Annotated in this window: 18 protein-coding genes; 17 read left to right on the top strand and 1 reads right to left on the bottom strand. The window is 34.8% G+C overall.

What is annotated here, in order from left to right; translation table 11 throughout:
* Position 1: 1 nt before the first annotated feature.
* From mreC to G6R40_RS09355, 12 genes are all read left to right on the top strand, one after another.
* Positions 2-856, top strand: coding sequence for a rod shape-determining protein MreC (gene mreC, locus G6R40_RS09410; protein WP_165134489.1), 855 nt, complete (start codon positions 2-4; stop codon positions 854-856).
* Complete coding sequence (locus G6R40_RS09405; protein ID WP_165134486.1) at positions 846-1,352, top strand: rod shape-determining protein MreD; 507 nt, start codon at positions 846-848, stop codon at positions 1,350-1,352. Before mreC ends, G6R40_RS09405 begins: the two co-directional genes overlap by 11 nt.
* Positions 1,349-3,316, top strand: a complete 1,968-nt coding sequence (locus G6R40_RS09400; protein WP_165134483.1) for a peptidoglycan D,D-transpeptidase FtsI family protein — start codon at positions 1,349-1,351, stop codon at positions 3,314-3,316. Before G6R40_RS09405 ends, G6R40_RS09400 begins: the two co-directional genes overlap by 4 nt.
* A complete protein-coding gene (gene rodA, locus G6R40_RS09395) occupies positions 3,313-4,542 on the top strand; it encodes a rod shape-determining protein RodA (RefSeq protein WP_165134480.1) in 1,230 nt (409 codons plus the stop codon). Before G6R40_RS09400 ends, rodA begins: the two co-directional genes overlap by 4 nt.
* 29 nt (positions 4,543-4,571) lie before the next feature.
* Positions 4,572-5,255 carry a M15 family metallopeptidase gene (locus G6R40_RS09390; protein WP_165134477.1) on the top strand — a complete coding sequence of 228 codons (684 nt, stop codon included), beginning with the start codon at positions 4,572-4,574 and terminating at the stop codon, positions 5,253-5,255.
* A gap of 54 nt (positions 5,256-5,309) precedes the next feature.
* Positions 5,310-6,074, top strand: coding sequence for a hypothetical protein (locus G6R40_RS09385; protein WP_228455833.1), 765 nt, complete (start codon positions 5,310-5,312; stop codon positions 6,072-6,074).
* 264 nt (positions 6,075-6,338) lie between these two features.
* Positions 6,339-7,775, top strand: a complete 1,437-nt coding sequence (miaB, locus tag G6R40_RS09380) for a tRNA (N6-isopentenyl adenosine(37)-C2)-methylthiotransferase MiaB (protein ID WP_165134471.1) — start codon at positions 6,339-6,341, stop codon at positions 7,773-7,775.
* A 21-nt stretch (positions 7,776-7,796) separates the two neighbouring features.
* Positions 7,797-8,867, top strand: coding sequence for a YhcG family protein (locus G6R40_RS09375; RefSeq protein ID WP_165134468.1), 1,071 nt, complete (start codon positions 7,797-7,799; stop codon positions 8,865-8,867).
* A 7-nt stretch (positions 8,868-8,874) separates the two neighbouring features.
* A complete protein-coding gene (locus tag G6R40_RS09370; protein WP_165134465.1) occupies positions 8,875-9,225 on the top strand; it encodes a hypothetical protein in 351 nt (116 codons plus the stop codon).
* Positions 9,226-9,296: 71 nt separating this feature from the next.
* Positions 9,297-10,583 carry a sigma-54 interaction domain-containing protein gene (locus tag G6R40_RS09365; protein WP_165134462.1) on the top strand — a complete coding sequence of 429 codons (1,287 nt, stop codon included), beginning with the start codon at positions 9,297-9,299 and terminating at the stop codon, positions 10,581-10,583.
* Between the two features lies 1 nt (position 10,584).
* Positions 10,585-11,151 (top strand): LPS assembly lipoprotein LptE, encoded by a 567-nt coding sequence (gene lptE, locus G6R40_RS09360; protein ID WP_228455832.1) that lies wholly within the window; start codon positions 10,585-10,587, stop codon positions 11,149-11,151.
* 1 nt (position 11,152) lies between these two features.
* Positions 11,153-12,886, top strand: coding sequence for a hypothetical protein (locus tag G6R40_RS09355; RefSeq protein ID WP_165134459.1), 1,734 nt, complete (start codon positions 11,153-11,155; stop codon positions 12,884-12,886).
* Between the two features lie 30 nt (positions 12,887-12,916).
* On the opposite strand, the gene G6R40_RS09350 is transcribed toward G6R40_RS09355, so the two are convergent.
* Positions 12,917-13,717: a GLPGLI family protein gene (locus G6R40_RS09350; RefSeq protein ID WP_165134456.1), complete on the bottom strand. Its 801-nt coding sequence runs from the start codon at positions 13,715-13,717 to the stop codon at positions 12,917-12,919.
* A gap of 327 nt (positions 13,718-14,044) precedes the next feature.
* Between G6R40_RS09350 and G6R40_RS09345 the strand changes: the two genes are divergently transcribed.
* From G6R40_RS09345 to G6R40_RS09325, 5 genes are all read left to right on the top strand, one after another.
* On the top strand, positions 14,045-14,374 hold the full coding sequence (locus tag G6R40_RS09345) for a HesB/IscA family protein (RefSeq protein ID WP_165134453.1): 330 nt from the start codon (positions 14,045-14,047) through the stop codon (positions 14,372-14,374).
* A 78-nt stretch (positions 14,375-14,452) separates the two neighbouring features.
* The gene (gene sufB, locus G6R40_RS09340; RefSeq protein ID WP_165134450.1) at positions 14,453-15,901 is read left to right on the top strand and encodes a Fe-S cluster assembly protein SufB; all 1,449 of its coding nucleotides are present in this window, start codon (positions 14,453-14,455) and stop codon (positions 15,899-15,901) included.
* A 31-nt stretch (positions 15,902-15,932) separates the two neighbouring features.
* Positions 15,933-16,220 carry a four helix bundle protein gene (locus G6R40_RS09335; RefSeq protein WP_165134447.1) on the top strand — a complete coding sequence of 96 codons (288 nt, stop codon included), beginning with the start codon at positions 15,933-15,935 and terminating at the stop codon, positions 16,218-16,220.
* A gap of 170 nt (positions 16,221-16,390) precedes the next feature.
* Entirely contained in the window at positions 16,391-17,134 is a 744-nt protein-coding gene (gene sufC / locus G6R40_RS09330) for a Fe-S cluster assembly ATPase SufC (protein ID WP_165134444.1), read from the top strand.
* Positions 17,135-17,191: 57 nt separating this feature from the next.
* Positions 17,192-17,566 carry a four helix bundle protein gene (locus tag G6R40_RS09325; protein WP_165134441.1) on the top strand — a complete coding sequence of 125 codons (375 nt, stop codon included), beginning with the start codon at positions 17,192-17,194 and terminating at the stop codon, positions 17,564-17,566.
* The last annotated feature ends 17 nt before the right edge of the window (positions 17,567-17,583 follow it).

The following is a 17,583-nucleotide window of genomic DNA, read 5'->3' as shown; positions in this document are numbered from 1 at the left end:
GATGGGATATTTGCTGAGATTATTTTCGAAGAACGCTTTGTTCGTCTTCTTTATATTCTTGCAAATCATTGCAGTAGTATTAATTTTCTCGAAAAACGCCATGCAGCAATCTTTTTTAGCTGCACAGACAACCGCGTTCAATGCTTGGGTGTCTGGTTACATCGATGAGGGAACTTCGTATCTTAAGTTAAAGCAGATTAATGAAAATCTTGTCGTGCAAAATAAGGCACTGCTTCAACAACTTTATGGGAAGGAAGGTGCTGAAAATCCACAGTTCCGTAGAGTGCATGATACAATTGGTGGTGGCCAGATTTACACTTTTGTAGACGGAGAAATTGTTTATAACAGTATCAACCGTCAGAATAATTACTTCACTATTAACCGAGGAAAACTCCAAGGTGTTGCTACAAAAATGGGCGTTATAGCGCCTAATGGTATTGCGGGAATCGTTATTAATACAACCGATCATTATGCATTGGTACAATCTGTATTAAGTGTGAATAAAATTAAAATAAGTGCCGCGCTAAAAAATTCCGGATATTTCGGAACGCTTAGCTGGCGTGGTGACGACTCTCGTATGATGCATCTTTCAGACATTCCGAAATATGTACCATTAAAAGTTGGCGACACAGTTATTACAGATGGTCGTTCGGCGATTTTCCCGAAAGGTATTATGGTGGGAAAAATTGCAGGTTATGAAGTTGATACCAAAACAGGATTTTGGGATATTTCGGTTGAGTTAAATGAAAAAATGGGTCCTCTGAGTAAAGTCTACGTTGTGAAAAACCTTAAAAAAGTGGAAGTACAGAAAATCCAAGATACATTACAAGTACAGATTAATAAAGATGGTCAGTAGAAACGTATTTTCCGATATCGCATTGATTGCAATTTTGGTTGCGGTTCAGGTATTTTTACTGAATCGCATTACGCTTTTTGGGAAATATATTCCAGTTTTGTATCCTGTTTTTGTGTTGTTCTATCCCTTTTTTAGAAATAATTTTCATTTTTTAGCACTAAGTTTTCTGCTAGGTTTGTCCATTGATGCATTTCTTGGTACTTGGGGGATTAATGCTTTGGCGACAACTACGATTGCCTATTTTAGAATGATAATTTTCAGAACATCAACCGATACATCTACGGATTTCTTTTCGTTCCAATCTTTGCAATGGTTACAGTTTGTAGTCTTTATATTAACAAGTATTTTCATACATCAGTTAATCGTTCAGTATGTTGAGTTTTTTAAATTCGATCGTTTTTTTGAAATTTTACTCAATGTAGTATTTACCAGTCTTATATCCTTTGTATTCATCATTGCTTACGCATTAGCATTTAAAATTAAACAGAAAATTTGAAGCCTCAGTATCTCAAACTCATTGTCGTGTTGTTTGTGGTGGCAATAATTTTTATTGCTAGGCTAGCTTATTTGCAATTGTTTACTGACAGATATGCGCTAAATGCTGCAAATACTTCTATTAAAATCGAATACGAAATTCCGCAACGTGGGGTTATTTTTGACCGAAATGGAAAAATCTTGGTGGGCAACCAACCGTCTTTTGAAATTTCTTACACCGCAGCTTTGATGCGTCCAGACTTTGATACAATTGGTTTTTGTAATTTGATGAAAATGACAAAACCACAGTTCGTCCAAACGATAGATGCGCTTAAAAAAGAAAAATACTATTCTCGTCTGACGCCAATGACTTTTATGAAAAATCTGAGCCGTGAAGATATGGCGCGCATACAAGAGATTTTGTTTAAGTTCCCTGCATTTAATATTGTTTCGCGTCCACAAAGACAATATGAAATCAATACTTCGGGCAATCTTTTAGGCTATACCAATCAGGTGAACGATGCGGATATTAAAAAAGATTCTTTGTATTATCTTCCAGGGGATATCATTGGGAAAAGTGGTGTTGAAAAATCTTATGAAAAAGAATTAAGAGGCGAAAAAGGTATTAAGTACATTCAGAAAGATATTCGTCAGCGTAGCATTGGTTCTTACAAAAATGGAGAGTTGGACAAGGATGTTGTCACAGGAAAGGATTTAACACTTACCATTGATTACGATTTACAACGTATCGCTGAAGAAATGTTGGTGAACAAACGTGGCGCTATTGTAGCCTTGGATCCTAATAATGGTGAGATTTTGACGATGGCAACAGGTCCAGATGTTGACCCCAATCTTTTCACAGGTCCAGATAAGATGAAAAATATCTATCGCTTGGTTAATGACAGTATCAATCAACCCATGTTCGATAGGTCTATCCAGGCGGCTTATCCTCCAGGCTCCACATTCAAATTGGTAACGGCACTTGCTGCAATGGAAATGGGTGTAATGACGGAAAAGACCATCTTTCCTTGCGGTGGTGGTTTTAGTTATATGGGCGTTCGTATCAAAGGCCACGGTGGTGCAGATCCTTTAATTCCTTCTATCCAAGTGTCGAGTAACTGCTATTTTTCATATGCTTATTTAGCGATTTTAAATAAATATCCGGGCAATCCATCCAAAGGAATGCATGAGTGGAAAGACATCATGGCGAGTTTTGGACTTGGCGTTTATATGAACAATGATCTTGCAACAGGTAGCAAAGGTTATATGCCGAGTGAGGAAACTTACCTCCGTAGAAATGGTAAAAATTGGAAACCAATTAATGCTGTTTTTAACGGAATGGGACAAGGAGATATTTTGACAACGCCGATGCAGTTAGCAAATTTTACAGCGGCAATTGCCAATCGTGGTTGGTATATTACGCCTCACATCGTGAAAAATATTGATGGAAAGCCAAACCCTAATCCTTTATTTAAACAAAAAAAATACACGAAAGTCGATAAGAAATATTTCGATCCAGTTATTCAAGGTATGGAAGCAGTAATGCTTCGTGGTACAGGACGCGGATTGAAATCTAATGACTTTACACAATTGGCAAAAACAGGTACGGCACAAGTCCCGCAAGGGAAAGATAATTCTATTTTCGTATTAATTGCTCCGGCTGACAAGCCCAAAATTGTTGTAGCATCTGTTATGGAACATGCCGGTTTTGGTGCGACTTGGGCAGGGCCAGCTTGTACAGTTATTGCTGAGCGTTATTTGCTAGGAGAGATTAAAAGAGAACATCTTTATAAAAAGATGGTAACGTCTAGTTTTCAACCAGAATATCGCCGCCAATGGAACGAGTATCTAAAAAAAATAGGAAAGTATGTGCCGCCAAAACCAGATTCTATTAAACTTCAAAAAATAAAAGACAGTTTAAAAAATCTAAATGCTAAAAAGCAAACGAGCATAAATACTTCAACTAAAAAAACAGCAAAACCATGAAGTGGGCAGAAGGCATAGACAAACTAGGGCTTGGTCTTTATTTTGTGATTTGTATATTCGCAATTCTCAATATTGGGAGTGTGGATCCAGATAGTGGTGCGCGACAGTTGATGTGGTTCGGGATAAGTGTTTTTGTAGGACTTGTTATTTTCGTAATGAGAACCAAATTTTTTGAGAATATGTCTTTCGTTTTTTATGTGATGGGCGTGTTACTTTTGGTTGGGTTATTTCCTTTCGGAAAAGAAATTATGGGCCAAAAAAATTGGTACAAATTCGGGCCAATCAGTTTGCAACCAGTAGAGTTTGCAAAAATTGCTGTTTCTTTGATGTTAGCCAATTATGTTTCTAATCCTGATTTTGATATCAAACGTCAGCGCGATGTAATCACTTGTTTGGCAATTATCGGCATTCCAGGAATTGTTGTTTTGATGATTCCTGATGTGGGATCTCTTATGGTGTTTTTGGCGTTTATTATTGCGATTTATAGAGAAGGTTTTTCGGGGAAATTCTTTAGCATAATGTTTGTCTTTATCGCTGTTTTTCTTATTTCGATAGCTATTAATCCTTTGTATGTTATTGGAGGAATTGTCTTAATAACAGCCATTTATATTTTCTTTAATTTTTATCGAATCCATTGGAATGTCATGAGTATTTCCGCAGTGGTTTTAATAGTCGGTGTGTTGTCGGCTTTTTCGTATGTAACGCCAATGGTTTTAGAAAAACTTCCCAAACACCAACGCGAAAGAATCGAGGTTTTGTATAAAGGCGAACGTGCTTTTCGTGATACATCGGGCTACAATTTATTATATTCCAAAACAGCCATTGGCTCGGGAGGACTTTTAGGAAAAGGCTATAAAGAAGGTTCGGTTACACAAGGAAAATTCGTTCCGGAGCAAAGTACAGATTATATTTTCTGTACCGTTGGCGAGGAATGGGGCTTTGTAGGAAGTACACTTTTGGTCTTGTGCTATGCCTTATATATAGGACGGATTTATTATCTCGCAGAAAATCAAAAATCCACTTTCAACAGGGTTTTTGGCTATTGTTTCGCCTCCATTTTGTTGATGCATTTTTGTATGAATATTGGGATGGTTATGGGCTTGTTCCCGACTGTTGGGATTCCGTTGCCTTATTTTAGTTATGGTGGAAGTTCGTTGTTGGCCTTTTCAATAATGACTTTTATTTTTTTCAAACTTAATTACGCTGATAAAAACAGTCTTGTTTAGATGTTGTAATTTGTGGTCAAATTAAAACCATGAATTTCAAAATTATTTTCTATTGTTTCATCTTTTTTTTAGGACTAAATTCTTGTACTTCGCGAGAAGAAAATTTACCAGAATCTTTTGTTTATGTACAACGAGAAATTCCTGATATTATCGTGGATTTGCGTTATTTTGGGTCCAATAATTTCACGGGGCGTCCTGTTGTCGGTTACGAGAAACCTGTTTTAATAATGAGCAAAAAAGCAACTCAAGCTTTAGCGAAAGTTCAAAAAGAACTAAAGAAAAAAGGCTATGCTCTAAAGGTTTTTGATGCTTATCGACCACAACGGTCGGTGACGAGTTTTGAAGTGTGGGCAAAAGATATTAACGACACGATTGCCAAAGCCGAATTCTATCCACAAGTTGACAAACGTGATCTTTTCACATTAGGATATATTGCTTCCAAATCTGGACACACGCGAGGAAGCACAATCGATTTGAGTTTGGTCGATCTTATAACAGGAAAAGACGTGGATATGGGAAGTCCGTTTGATTTTTTTGGAACGATTTCGCATCAAGATGCTTCACAAATTACCGTACAACAGCAAGCCAATCGATTGATACTTAAACAAGCGATGTTGCAATTTAATTTTAAAGAATATCAAGAAGAATGGTGGCATTTTACGCTGAAAGACGAGCCTTTTCCTGAGACTTATTTTGATTTTGTGATTAAATAATGTTTTTTTAGGAATTTAAAAATTTTAATGCATTTTTGCAAATATTAAATTTATATGATAAATCGATTATTAATAGTATCATTATTTTTCTTTTTTGTAAACTTTAAATCCCAAGCTATACAAGCTCAGGTTTTAGAGGCTTACCCTGCCAACCAATTTTTTTATCAAAATGGAGTAGCTGATTTTTTTGAGGATTTTCAAAAAATGATGTTAGAGGATAATATTAAAGCCTGTGAAAATCCAGAGGAAAAATACAAAATTGGATTTATTGTTTATCCTGATAAAAAAGTTAAATATGTTAAAGATTTTGATACTTTAAGTATTAAAAACAACCAATGTGCTTATGATATTATTAAGAAAGTTTTCCCAAAATTAAAAAATTGGAATCCTGCTGTATATAATAACACTATTGTTCCTGCCGTGGCAAGCGCAGAGATTAATCCAAGTGACATTCTAGATTACGAATTTAAAACCAGTCCGGCTGGTGTTAAAATGTTCACGAATAGAAACCTTACCGAACCTCAATATCCAGGAGGGCTAAGTAAATTTCGTATAGATGTTGCCAATGTGTTAATGAAAATAGTAAGTAAAAAATCGATGCAGGATGGAACTTATTTTTTTAAAATAAAATTCGATGTTGATGAATTAGGTAGTATTCAAAACCTGAGTATTATTGAAGCGAATTATCAACTAAGCACTTCCCAAGTTGAGCAATTGTTTCGAAATATAAAAAAACTGAATAAATTTACATCTGCAACAAAGAAAGGAGTACCTAAAAAATCTTTTTATACTTTACCAATCACGCTATCTTTTGAATGATTTTAAAGAGATTTATAAAAGAAATGGAAACCTGCTACATTTAACAGAATCCCTTTAAAAACAAGGGTAAAAGGAGGTGTGGTTCTAGAACCGTATATTTAATTAGTTGTACAATGCTGTGGTTTTATCTGCCATTCTGTCATCAAAATTCGTATCTTTGCACACTAAACTGATTTGAAATTTAATTTTCGGTATTTGACTGTCTTCATTCTGAGCGAAGTCGAAGAATCGAATCTCAAATCTCGAATCTTAAATCCCGAGACCGTGCAAGAAAAATATATAGACGAAACCAAACAAGGAGAAGCTTTTGCAATAGCCGAAAAACCAGAAAATTCTAAGAAATTATTCCTGGAAAGTTATGGCTGCCAAATGAACTTTTCCGATTCTGAAATTGTAGCTTCCATTCTTAATGAACAAGGTTACAACACCACTTTAAATGTGGAAGAAGCGGATTTAATTCTCTTAAATACTTGCTCCATTCGTGAAAAAGCGGAACAAACCGTGAGAATGCGACTTTCGCAATTCAAAAACCAGAAAAAATCCAATCCCAGTCTTACCGTTGGCGTTTTGGGCTGTATGGCTGAACGTTTGAAAACCAAATTTTTAGAAGAAGAGCATTTGGTGGATTTGGTCGTTGGTCCCGATGCTTACAGAGATTTACCCAATCTTTTAAAAGAAACCGAAGACGGTAGAGATGCCATCAACGTGATTTTGTCTAAGGAAGAAACTTATGCCGATATCAATCCAGTTCGTTTGGGCGGAAACGGCGTTACCGCGTTTGTAACCATCACCAGAGGTTGCGATAATATGTGTACATTTTGCGTAGTTCCATTTACTAGAGGTCGCGAGAGAAGTCGTGATCCGCATTCTATTCTTGAAGAATGTAAAGAATTAGCTGCAAATGGTTATAAAGAAATCACGCTTTTAGGCCAGAATGTAGATTCGTATTTATGGTACGGTGGCGGTCCGAAAAAAGATTTCGCCAAAGCAAGTGAAATGCAGAAAGCAACGGCTGTAGATTTTGCGCAATTGTTGGATTTGGTGGCGAAAGCTGTTCCGGAAATGAGAATTCGTTTCTCGACTTCCAATCCGCATGACATGACGACTTCCGTGTTCGAAATGATGGCGAAACACGATAATATCTGCAAATATGTTCACCTTCCGGTGCAAAGTGGAAGCAACAGAGTTTTAGAATTAATGAACCGTCAACACACTCGTGAAGAATATTTGGATCTGATTAAAAAAGCCAAAGAAATTGTTCCCGAAGTGGCATTTTCTCAAGATATGATTGTTGGTTTCTGTACAGAAACTGAAGAAGATCACCAAGATACTTTATCGTTAATGCGTGAAGTGGAGTACGATTACGGTTATATGTTTGCGTATTCTGAAAGACCAGGAACACCAGCGCACAAAAAAATGGAAGACGATATTCCTGCAGATGTTAAGCAAAGACGTTTAGCGGAAATTATCGCTCTGCAAGGTGAACTATCCCGAAAAAGAATGGCAGGTTATGTGGGAAGGGTTCATGAAATTTTAATTGAAGGAACTTCCAAAAAGAACGAAAATCAATGGAAAGGGCGTAATTCTCAGAATGCTGTTTGCGTTTTCGATAAGTTAGACGGACAAAAAATTGGCGACATTGTGTCTGTTTTTGTTCACGGAAATACGCAAGGAACGCTTTTGGGAGAAACAGCGAAATAGAAATTCTTCTTTTTTAGTTGTATGAACGATTTGCAATCTCACATATTATTTCAAAATATTTCTGAATTACTCGAGAATTCAAGAAAAAGAGTTGTCGCAACTGTTAACCAAGCGATGGTTCTAACTTATTTTGAAATCGGAAGGATGATTGTAGAAGATGAACAAAAAGGAGAAAACCGAGCAGAATACGGAAAAGCTATTTTGAAAGATTTGTCTATTTTGTTAACTGAAAAATTTGGAAAAGGTTTTTCTTATTCAAATTTAAAACAAATACGACAGTTTTTTTTGGCTTATTCAAAAGGACAAACACTGTCTGTCCTTTTAGAAAATAAAAAGTTATCGAAAGAACAAACAGAGCTTGGGAAAACTGAAGATTCAAAATCAAAAAATCATGAAATAAATTTTTATCTTTCATGGTCACATTATCTCAAATTAATGAGAATTAATGATCTTAATGAAAGAAAATTTTACGAAATAGAATCTTTTAAAAACAATTGGAGCTTAAGAGAACTGCAAAGACAATACGATTCTGCATTGTATTCGAGATTGAGTTTAAGTAAGGATAAGGAAGAAATTTTGAAACTTTCAGAAAAAGGGCAAGTTTTTGAAAAACCCCAAGATGCTGTAAAAGATCCTTATATTTTAGAGTTTTTGGGGTTAGAAGAGAAGTCAAATTATTCTGAAAACGATTTAGAAACTGCATTAATCAATAAGTTAGAGCATTTTCTTCTTGAATTGGGGACAGGATTTACTTTTGTGGCTCGACAAGAAAGAATTTCCTTTGATGAAAAGCATTTTCGTGTAGATTTGGTTTTTTATAACCGAATTTTAAAATGTTTTGTATTAATTGACTTAAAAATCGGCGAATTGAAACATCAAGATATCGGTCAAATGCAGATGTATGTTAATTATTTTGATCGTGAAAAACGTTTAGAAGATGAGAATAAAACCATTGGAATTATTCTTTGTCAAGACAAAAATGAAGCTTTAGTAGAATATACTTTGCCAGAAAATAACGACCAAATTTTTGCCAGTAAATATAAAACCGTTCTTCCGTCAAAAGAAGAATTTAAGAATTTATTGAAAGAATAAAACAAAGATGAAAAGTCTTTCGTACATCATTATTTTAATGAGCTTGATTGGAAATTCCCAATCAGGAAAGGTTTTTTGTGTCGAAAATAAACTGAATTTCTGTTCAGAAAAATCGGTTGATAAAGTTTCTAATGAAGACGCAAAACAGCTTCTAAAAGACTTTGGACACTTTATTTCCAAATACAATCAGAAGTTTAAGAAACAGCATGTTTTTGTAGAATCTTTTTCAAAAACGATTTCTTTTCCGCAACCTAAAAACCAATTTGAAAACTGGTCTTTTGATGAGGTTTCAAAAATTCAGAAAAAAACTTCAAAAGTTCGTAATAAAGACGATTTAGAAATAAGATTTTTAGCTTAATAATGATGATTAATAAATTCAAATAATTTCTTAATCTCTCAATTTCTTAATCTTTAAATTAAATCATTCAAATGAACGAATTACAAAACATAAAAAACCGCTTCGGCATCATCGGGAATTTCCCTGCACTTAACCGCGCCATCGAAAAAGCCATACAAGTCGCTCCCACCGATATTTCCGTGCTTGTCATCGGAGAATCTGGTGTTGGGAAAGAACATATTCCGAAAATTATTCATGCCGAATCTAAAAGAAAACACCAACCTTATATTGTAGTGAACTGCGGTGCAATTCCGGAAGGAACAATAGATTCTGAGCTTTTCGGTCACGAAAAAGGCGCTTTTACCGGCGCAACAGCTACCAGAAAAGGTTATTTTGAAGTCGCTGATGGTGGAACTATTTTCTTGGATGAAGTGGGTGAATTGCCTTTGCAAACGCAGGTTAGATTACTAAGAGTTTTAGAAAGTGGTGAATTTATGAAAGTGGGATCTTCTCAAATTCAGAAAACCAATGTAAGAATTGTTGCCGCAACCAACGTGAATATGATGAACGCGATCCAAGATGGGCGTTTTCGTGAAGATTTATATTATCGTCTGAATACGGTGCAAATCGATATGCCTGCTTTGAGAGAAAGAAAAGGTGATATTCATTTGCTTTTCAGGAAATTTGCCATCGATTTCGCTGAAAAATACAGAATGCCAGAACTGAAATTAACAGACGATGCTGTTCAGTATTTGGAAAATTATCCATTTCCTGGAAACGTTCGTCAGCTCAGAAATTTGGTAGAACAAATGACGGTTGTAGAGCAAAATAGAGAAATAAATTCTGTAAAACTTGCCGAATATATTCCGACACAAACGCACCTTCCAGCGGTTATTCAGAAAAGTGGAAGCGGAAATTCTGCTGATTTTGGTTCCGAAAGAGAGATTATGTACAAAGTACTTTTCGATATGCGAAACGATATAAATGATTTAAAATCTTTAACTTCGGAGTTGATAAAAAACCGTGGAAATGGTGATTTGAGCAATCAGGAAAAGAATTTAATTAATAGAATTTATACGCCAGAACCCACACCTGTACATAACCCGAACTCACTTTTGTATTTTGAATCCAAGGATCAACCCAATGTACAATCTGCAAATGTGATGAATGTTGAGGACGATAATCCTTACGAAGATGTTTTGGATATTGAAGTTGAAGAATCTAAACCAGAATCTTTGTCGCTTCAAAACAATGAAAAAGATTTGATTATAAAGGCTTTGGAAAAGCATCGCGGCAGACGTAACAAAGCAGCGGATGAATTGGGAATTTCGCAACGTACACTTTATAGAAAAATAAAACAGTATAATCTAGAGGATTAAAATGAAATTTCGAACTTCAAATACCAGAATCTCAAGCTTGAAAAACTTGTTTTTCTTTTCACTTTTTGCAGCATTTTTAATGATGCAAAGTTGTTATAGTTTTACTGGCTCGTCATTGAGTCCAGAGACACAAACCATTCTTATCCGCTCTTTCCCAAATAATGCAGCGAACAATAACCCGAATTTGAGTCAGGATTTTACTGTGGCAATTCAGAATCGTTTTTTGCAAAGAACTACTTTGAAGGGGGCTGTTGAAAAACCAGATATTCTTATTGAAGGAGAGATTATAGATTATAACATAACGCCCACCACGATTTCGTCGCCGATAGAAAGCAGCTCTACAGGAAATATGATACAAGCGGCGCAAAACAAACTTACAATGACAGTGAAAGTGCATTATGAAAATCACGTCGTGGGCGAAGAGAAAAAAAGTTTTGACAGAACTTATACAGATGAGGTAACTTTCAATAGCGATATGGATTTGATGACGATAGAATCTTCGCAAGTCAAGATTGTGACAGACAGAATTATCACCAAAATTTTTAATGATATTGTAGCAGATTGGTAATATGAATGCAAGAATTATAGAACTTCTTCAGCAACCGTCGCTGATACAGAATACAGACCTTCAACTTCTCGAAAAACAAATCGAACATACGCCGTACATCCAAAATGTACGAGCGCTTTATTTGTATGGGATTCATCTTTACATGCCAGAGCGTTATAAGGACGTTTTGACAACAACGGCAGCCTATACAACGGACAAGAAAATTCTGTATCAATTTATTAATAAAAAAAGTCTAGAAGAATCTCAGGCGATTTCGGCACCTATTTTAGAAGATGAAAAAGAGAAAGCTTCAGAAATCATGAAGCCCATTTCTGAAGATAAAATTGAAGAAGTAAAAGCTAGCGATCCTGCTGAAACACAAGATGAAGGAACTCTTCTAACAGAAATTATCAAGACAGACAAACCGATTGAAGAAAATCTTGAACAGCACATAAAGCGGGATTCGACTAAGGAAGATAGTAGTGATGTCGTTGTTAATAATGACGAAAAAGAAACTCTATCTCAAAAGGAAAAAGATGTCTTCAACGACAATCAAAAAGAATTTATTGATAACTCTAATCCGTCTAGCATACAAACATCAACAGAAGAAACTGAAATAATTGTCGAGGAAACTTCTAAAGAAGATACTATTACTGAAGAGCTGACTGTGCCCGAAATTAAAGAAGAAGTTAACAAAGATGTAAGTTTTGAAGCAATTGATGACTTTCTGCCAGAAGTTAAATTTTCGGTTCCTAAAAATCATCATCAATTTCTGAATCCACCAAAGTTTGAAGTTAAGGAGCACAAAGATGTTGATATTGCTTTTGGGAAAAAAACTCAAAAACAAAATCTTCCTGTTCTAGACGAAGTTGAAGAAACTTCTGAAAAAAATCTGGACTTTGGACCTTTCAACGAAGAAGTTGATGTGTCAGCATTAGAAGGGTCTAAAATAGAAAATGCTGAAAAAACAGTCGTTGAAACAAGCGTTCAAGAAGATAATACAGTTCCAGAAATTATTGAAAAAATAGAAAATTCAACTTGGAAGCCAATGTCAATCGATACACATCAGCCCGATGCTTTAATTGGGAAAGTGGTTTCCGATCCAGTTTCACAACAAGTTTTAGATAAAACGGAAACCATACAAACTGAGGAAGTGGCTCACTTGCAGGAAAATCAAGCGGCTGAGATTTTAGAAACAGACCATTCAAATCTAGAAGAATCAACAGAAATTATGGAGGACAAACGTCCTATTTTCAATGTGTCATTTTTTGGAGAATCGGTTTCTATTGTGAAAGATGAAGATTCTGGTGTAAAAGAAGTTTTACAAGATAAAGAAGAAATAACTCCAGAACAAATTTTAGTCTCTGAGGATAATATTGAGGAAAATGTTTTAGAAAATAAAACAGAAAAAAGTAATGTTAGTCAGTTTATCAATACGTGGCAAAGTTGGTTAAAGATCGATCGCTCAGAAGAAATTGAAAAAGATAAAGAAATTAAAAAGCAAAAAGCGATTGACCAATTTATCGAAAATCAACCAAAGATTTCGCAGTTGAAAGATGAACCGAATTTCATAATAAAAGAGAAAAAAGAAGATATCTCGCATCTGATGACCGAGACTTTGGCGAATCTTTATTTGGAGCAAAAACTGTATTCCAAAGCCATTAAAGCTTTTGAAATTTTGAAATTAAAATATCCTGAAAAAACAGACTACTTTGAAGCCAAAATTAAAGATATTAAAGAACAAAGAAAAGCATAAAAAATAACCGAGTTTGTCACTCGGTTATTTTTATTTTAGTTCAATAGGATTATTGCGTGATGCCAATTCTTCTAGTCGTTTTTTTTGTGCATCTTGCATTTGGCGAGGATTTGTACCTTGCGCAGACCGACGATTGTTTCCGGTCATATTACCCATAAAGCTACTTGGGTCTTCCATGAATTTTTTCTGCGTCACCATGAATTTTTCTTTAGTAATTCTGATGTCTTGACTTCGACTTTGTGGTGATTGTAGGTTTGGGATTTTCTTGCTTTCCATCAAATCAAAACTGTAATCGCCTTTGCTGTCTTCGAGTTTTATAATCAAACCAGGTAATCCACCAAATTTATACGGACCATCTTGCAAAGGCACTTCTGGCGTGAACCACGCATACCAAATTCGGCCACCATATTGGATTTGGGCCTTTTGCGTTTGATAATTTCCAATCTTTATAGTTTCTGATAAAATTGTCCAATTATTAGGGATGTTTTCGGTGTATGTATATTGATCTCTGCCAAGGCGTTGTTTAAAATTTATATTCTGCTGTACTAGATTTTTTTCAACTGTAAAATCGATACCCGATCTTAAATCTTGCATTTGGCTACGATCGAAATTCCGAGTTTGTCGCATACGATTCATTACGGAATCTCGCTTTGCACGATTTTCTGAGTAAAAAGTAGAGTTTTGTCCGTCAATATCAAGATAAACACGTTCGGTTTTTTTTGAAACATTAGTAGAATCGGGTGTCATGGTAGCCTGATAAATAAATCGTGTTGCTTGAGAATATCCAAATTGGAAAATAGTAAAGCATAGTATGCTAAAAATATATTTCATATTGTTTTTTGTTTTAGACAAGTTAAAATTTGAAAAGTTAAATCTGTATTATTAACATGTAAAGAATGATGATTTTTAAGTTTCCATTTTACAAGCCATACAAAAATAGATTTATTTTTAATTCAATATTTTAAAGTGATTTATTTTGATGTTTTTATCAGAATAATCATTTATTGTTAATTTTACCTTAGAATTGAATAGGTTAAATGACTTGAAGGTTTCGTTTAATTCTTTAAGTAAATCTTAAATTATTAAAATAGAATCTATCGATTTGAGATTGCGGAATATATGTTGTATTTTTGTAGTCTAAATTAATTCTAAATAAAAATGATTAAAGTTTCAGATCAGGCAAAAGCCAAAGCGGCACAGTTAATGACTGAGGAAGGCTTCAATCCTGAAACCGATTATATAAGAGTGGGCGTTAAGAGTGGAGGTTGCTCTGGACTTGAATATGTCCTAAAGTTTGATGACAAAAAAGAAGAAGCCGATCAGGTTTTTGAAGATAATGGCGTTAAAGTCATAATCGATAAAAAATCTATTCTTTATCTAGCGGGAACCATTTTGGAGTATTCTGGAGGTTTGAACGGTAAAGGTTTCGTTTTTAATAATCCAAATGCTGCAAGAACTTGCGGTTGCGGAGAGAGTTTTTCTTTATAGACACTAGATTAAAGACATTAGATTCTAGACTTTTTGGTCTGAAAATCTGAAATCTGAAATCTGAAATCTAAAAAAAATATGAATAAATATACAGAAGACGACCTAAGGGTTGATCTAGAAAATAAAAAATACGAATTCGGTTGGGAAACCAAAATCGATTATGAAGATTTCCCTACTGGACTGAATGAAGATATCGTTCGTGCAATTTCTGAAAAGAAAGAAGAGCCAGAATGGATGACCAATTGGCGTTTGGAATCTTTCAGAATTTGGCAAAAAATGGAAGAACCAACATGGGCAAATATCAAATACGAAAAGCCAGATTTTCAGGCGATTCGTTATTATGCTGCTCCAAAAGTAAAACCAGAATTGGCAAGTTTGGATGAGGTGGATCCTGAACTTTTGAAAACTTTCGAAAAGTTAGGTATTAATATCGAAGAACAGAAGCGTTTAACAGGTGTTGCGGTAGATATCGTAATGGATTCGGTTTCTGTGAAAACCACTTTCCAAGAAACCTTGATGGAAAAAGGAATTATTTTCTGTTCCATTTCGGAAGCCATCAAAAATCACCCAGATTTAGTTAAAAAATACTTGGGAACAGTGGTTCCGAGAGGTGATAATTTTTATGCAGCTTTAAATTCAGCGGTATTTTCTGATGGATCATTCTGTTATATTCCAAAAGGCGTGAGATGTCCAATGGAACTTTCTACTTATTTCCGTATCAATCAGGCAGGAACTGGTCAGTTCGAAAGAACGCTGTTAATTGCTGATGAAGGTTCTTACGTTTCTTATTTGGAAGGTTGCACAGCGCCTTCAAGAGATGAAAATCAGCTTCATGCAGCCGTTGTAGAGCTTATTGCAATGGATGGTGCAGAAATTAAATATTCTACGGTTCAAAACTGGTATCCAGGAAATGAAGAAGGAAAAGGAGGTGTTTTCAATTTTGTAACCAAAAGAGGAATGTGCGAGAAAAATGCAAAAATCTCTTGGACACAAGTAGAAACCGGTTCTGCAGTAACGTGGAAATATCCTTCATGTATTTTGAAAGGTGACAATTCTGTAGGCGAATTTTATTCGATTGCGGTGACCAATAATCACCAATACGCCGATACAGGAACGAAAATGATTCACATCGGAAAAAATACCAAATCGACGATTATTTCGAAAGGTATTTCTGCTGGAAAATCTAACAATTCTTATCGTGGATTGGTAAAAGTGATGCCTTCTGCAAAAGGAGCGAGAAATTTCTCTCAGTGTGACTCTTTGTTGATGGGTAATGATTGTGGAGCGCATACTTTCCCCTATATTGAAATAAAAGATCCTTCAGCACAATTGGAACACGAAGCAACGACTTCAAAAATTGGTGAAGATCAAATTTTCTATTGTAACCAAAGAGGAATTGATACCGAAAGAGCTATTGCATTAATCGTTAACGGATTCTCAAAAGAAGTTTTAAACAAACTGCCAATGGAATTCGCCATCGAAGCTCAGAAATTATTAGAAATTTCACTTGAGGGATCGGTAGGATAATTAGTTAATTTGAAAATGTGATAATTAGATAATGAAAGAGAATGTTATATTAAAAAAGACTTTTGATTTTTCATTAAATGTTATCAAATATTGCGAATTACTACATGGACAAAAGAAATTTGTGATTTCCAATCAACTTCTCAGATCTGGAACTTCGATTGGAGCGAATACCCGAGAAGCTCAGAACTCTGAAAGTAAAAACGATTTTATACATAAATTTAAAATCGCTGCGAAAGAAATAGAAGAAACTAATTATTGGCTTTTGCTTTGTCAACATTCTGAAAGTTATCCCAATTGTGAGGATTTAATTCAGAATTAAAAGAAATAGAAAATATTATAAATAAAATAATTATAACATCTAAAATGAGATAGAATAATGAGATAATCAGGTAATTAAATAGCGAGATATTTTTTTTAAATCTCAAATCAATAATTACCACATTCTCAAATTACCACATTATCACATTCTCAAATTACCACATTAGAATTATGTTAAAAATAAATAATCTCCACGCCAAAATTGAAGATGGCGCAGAAATTTTAAAAGGAATTAATTTAGAAATAAAACCAGGTGAAGTTCACGCTATTATGGGCCCGAACGGCGCTGGTAAATCTACACTTTCGTCTGTAATTGCAGGGAAAGAAGATTATGAAGTGACCGATGGTGAAATCCTTTTCGAAGGTGAAAACATCAACGAAGATGCTCCCGAAGAAAGAGCTCACAAAGGAATTTTCTTGTCTTTCCAATATCCAGTGGAAATTCCGGGAGTTTCGGTGACCAATTTCATCAAAGCAGCTTTGAATGAAACTCGTAAAGCAAACGGATTAGAAGAAATGCCTGCAAAAGAAATGTTGGCTTTAATTCGTGAAAAATCTGAGCTTTTGGAAATTAAAAAAGATTTCCTTTCTCGTTCATTAAACGAAGGTTTTTCGGGTGGTGAAAAGAAAAGAAACGAGATTTTCCAAATGATGATGCTCAATCCGAAATTAGCTATTTTGGACGAAACCGATTCAGGTTTGGATATCGACGCCTTAAGAATTGTTGCTGATGGCGTGAATAAATTCAGAAACGAAGGCAATGCAGTCCTTTTGATTACGCATTATCAAAGACTTTTGAATTATATACAACCAGATTTTGTACACGTTTTAGCGGACGGGAAAATCATTAAAACAGGCGACAAATCTTTGGCTTTAGAATTAGAAGATAAAGGCTACGATTGGCTACTAAAATAATTCGAGATTCGATATTTGAAATTTGAAATTGTGGGAACGATAAATAATTTTTAAGATTTGGAAATTTGGCAAAATGCTAGAAAATTTTGCGAGTCTATTCATCAAAATTGTTTGCTCAATGATAGATTTCAAAGGTATGATAAAACACAAATTGACAGAGCTTCTTGGTCGATAATGGATAATATCGCTGAAGGTTTCGAAAGAGAAGGCAATCGTGAATTTGTTAATTTTTTAGCAATATCCAAAGGGTCTGCGGGAGAAGTTCGATCGCAACTTATAAGAACATTTGATAGAAAATATTTAGACGAAGAAACTTATTTAAAACTAAAAAATGAGAGTTTAGAGATTTCAAAAAAACTTTCGGGATTTATTAACTATCTGAAAAATTCAACTCATAAAGGAAATAAATTCAATAGTAATAATGGTGAATAAACTAAGGTTTAACATCA

Origin of the sequence: Chryseobacterium sp. POL2 (assembly GCF_011058315.1) — a bacterium.
Classification (GTDB): Bacteria; Bacteroidota; Bacteroidia; order Flavobacteriales; family Weeksellaceae; genus Soonwooa.
Note: the sequence above shows the minus strand (reverse complement) of the source record. Positions and strands in the feature narration are given on the sequence as shown.

Bases quoted from the DNA above. Each gene is read 5' to 3' on its own strand.
- mreC (WP_165134489.1), top strand. From the start codon at position 2: ATGGGATATTTGCTGAGATTATTTTCGAAGAACGCTTTGTTCGTCTTC.
- G6R40_RS09405 (WP_165134486.1), top strand. From the start codon at position 846: ATGGTCAGTAGAAACGTATTTTCCGATATCGCATTGATTGCAATTTTG.
- rodA (WP_165134480.1), top strand. From the start codon at position 3,313: ATGAAGTGGGCAGAAGGCATAGACAAACTAGGGCTTGGTCTTTATTTT.
- G6R40_RS09390 (WP_165134477.1), top strand. From the start codon at position 4,572: ATGAATTTCAAAATTATTTTCTATTGTTTCATCTTTTTTTTAGGACTA.
- G6R40_RS09385 (WP_228455833.1), top strand. From the start codon at position 5,310: ATGATAAATCGATTATTAATAGTATCATTATTTTTCTTTTTTGTAAAC.
- G6R40_RS09375 (WP_165134468.1), top strand. From the start codon at position 7,797: ATGAACGATTTGCAATCTCACATATTATTTCAAAATATTTCTGAATTA.
- G6R40_RS09370 (WP_165134465.1), top strand. From the start codon at position 8,875: ATGAAAAGTCTTTCGTACATCATTATTTTAATGAGCTTGATTGGAAAT.
- G6R40_RS09365 (WP_165134462.1), top strand. From the start codon at position 9,297: ATGAACGAATTACAAAACATAAAAAACCGCTTCGGCATCATCGGGAAT.
- lptE (WP_228455832.1), top strand. From the start codon at position 10,585: ATGAAATTTCGAACTTCAAATACCAGAATCTCAAGCTTGAAAAACTTG.
- G6R40_RS09355 (WP_165134459.1), top strand. From the start codon at position 11,153: ATGAATGCAAGAATTATAGAACTTCTTCAGCAACCGTCGCTGATACAG.
- G6R40_RS09350 (WP_165134456.1), bottom strand. From the start codon at position 13,717: ATGAAATATATTTTTAGCATACTATGCTTTACTATTTTCCAATTTGGA.
- G6R40_RS09345 (WP_165134453.1), top strand. From the start codon at position 14,045: ATGATTAAAGTTTCAGATCAGGCAAAAGCCAAAGCGGCACAGTTAATG.
- sufB (WP_165134450.1), top strand. From the start codon at position 14,453: ATGAATAAATATACAGAAGACGACCTAAGGGTTGATCTAGAAAATAAA.
- G6R40_RS09335 (WP_165134447.1), top strand. From the start codon at position 15,933: ATGAAAGAGAATGTTATATTAAAAAAGACTTTTGATTTTTCATTAAAT.
- sufC (WP_165134444.1), top strand. From the start codon at position 16,391: ATGTTAAAAATAAATAATCTCCACGCCAAAATTGAAGATGGCGCAGAA.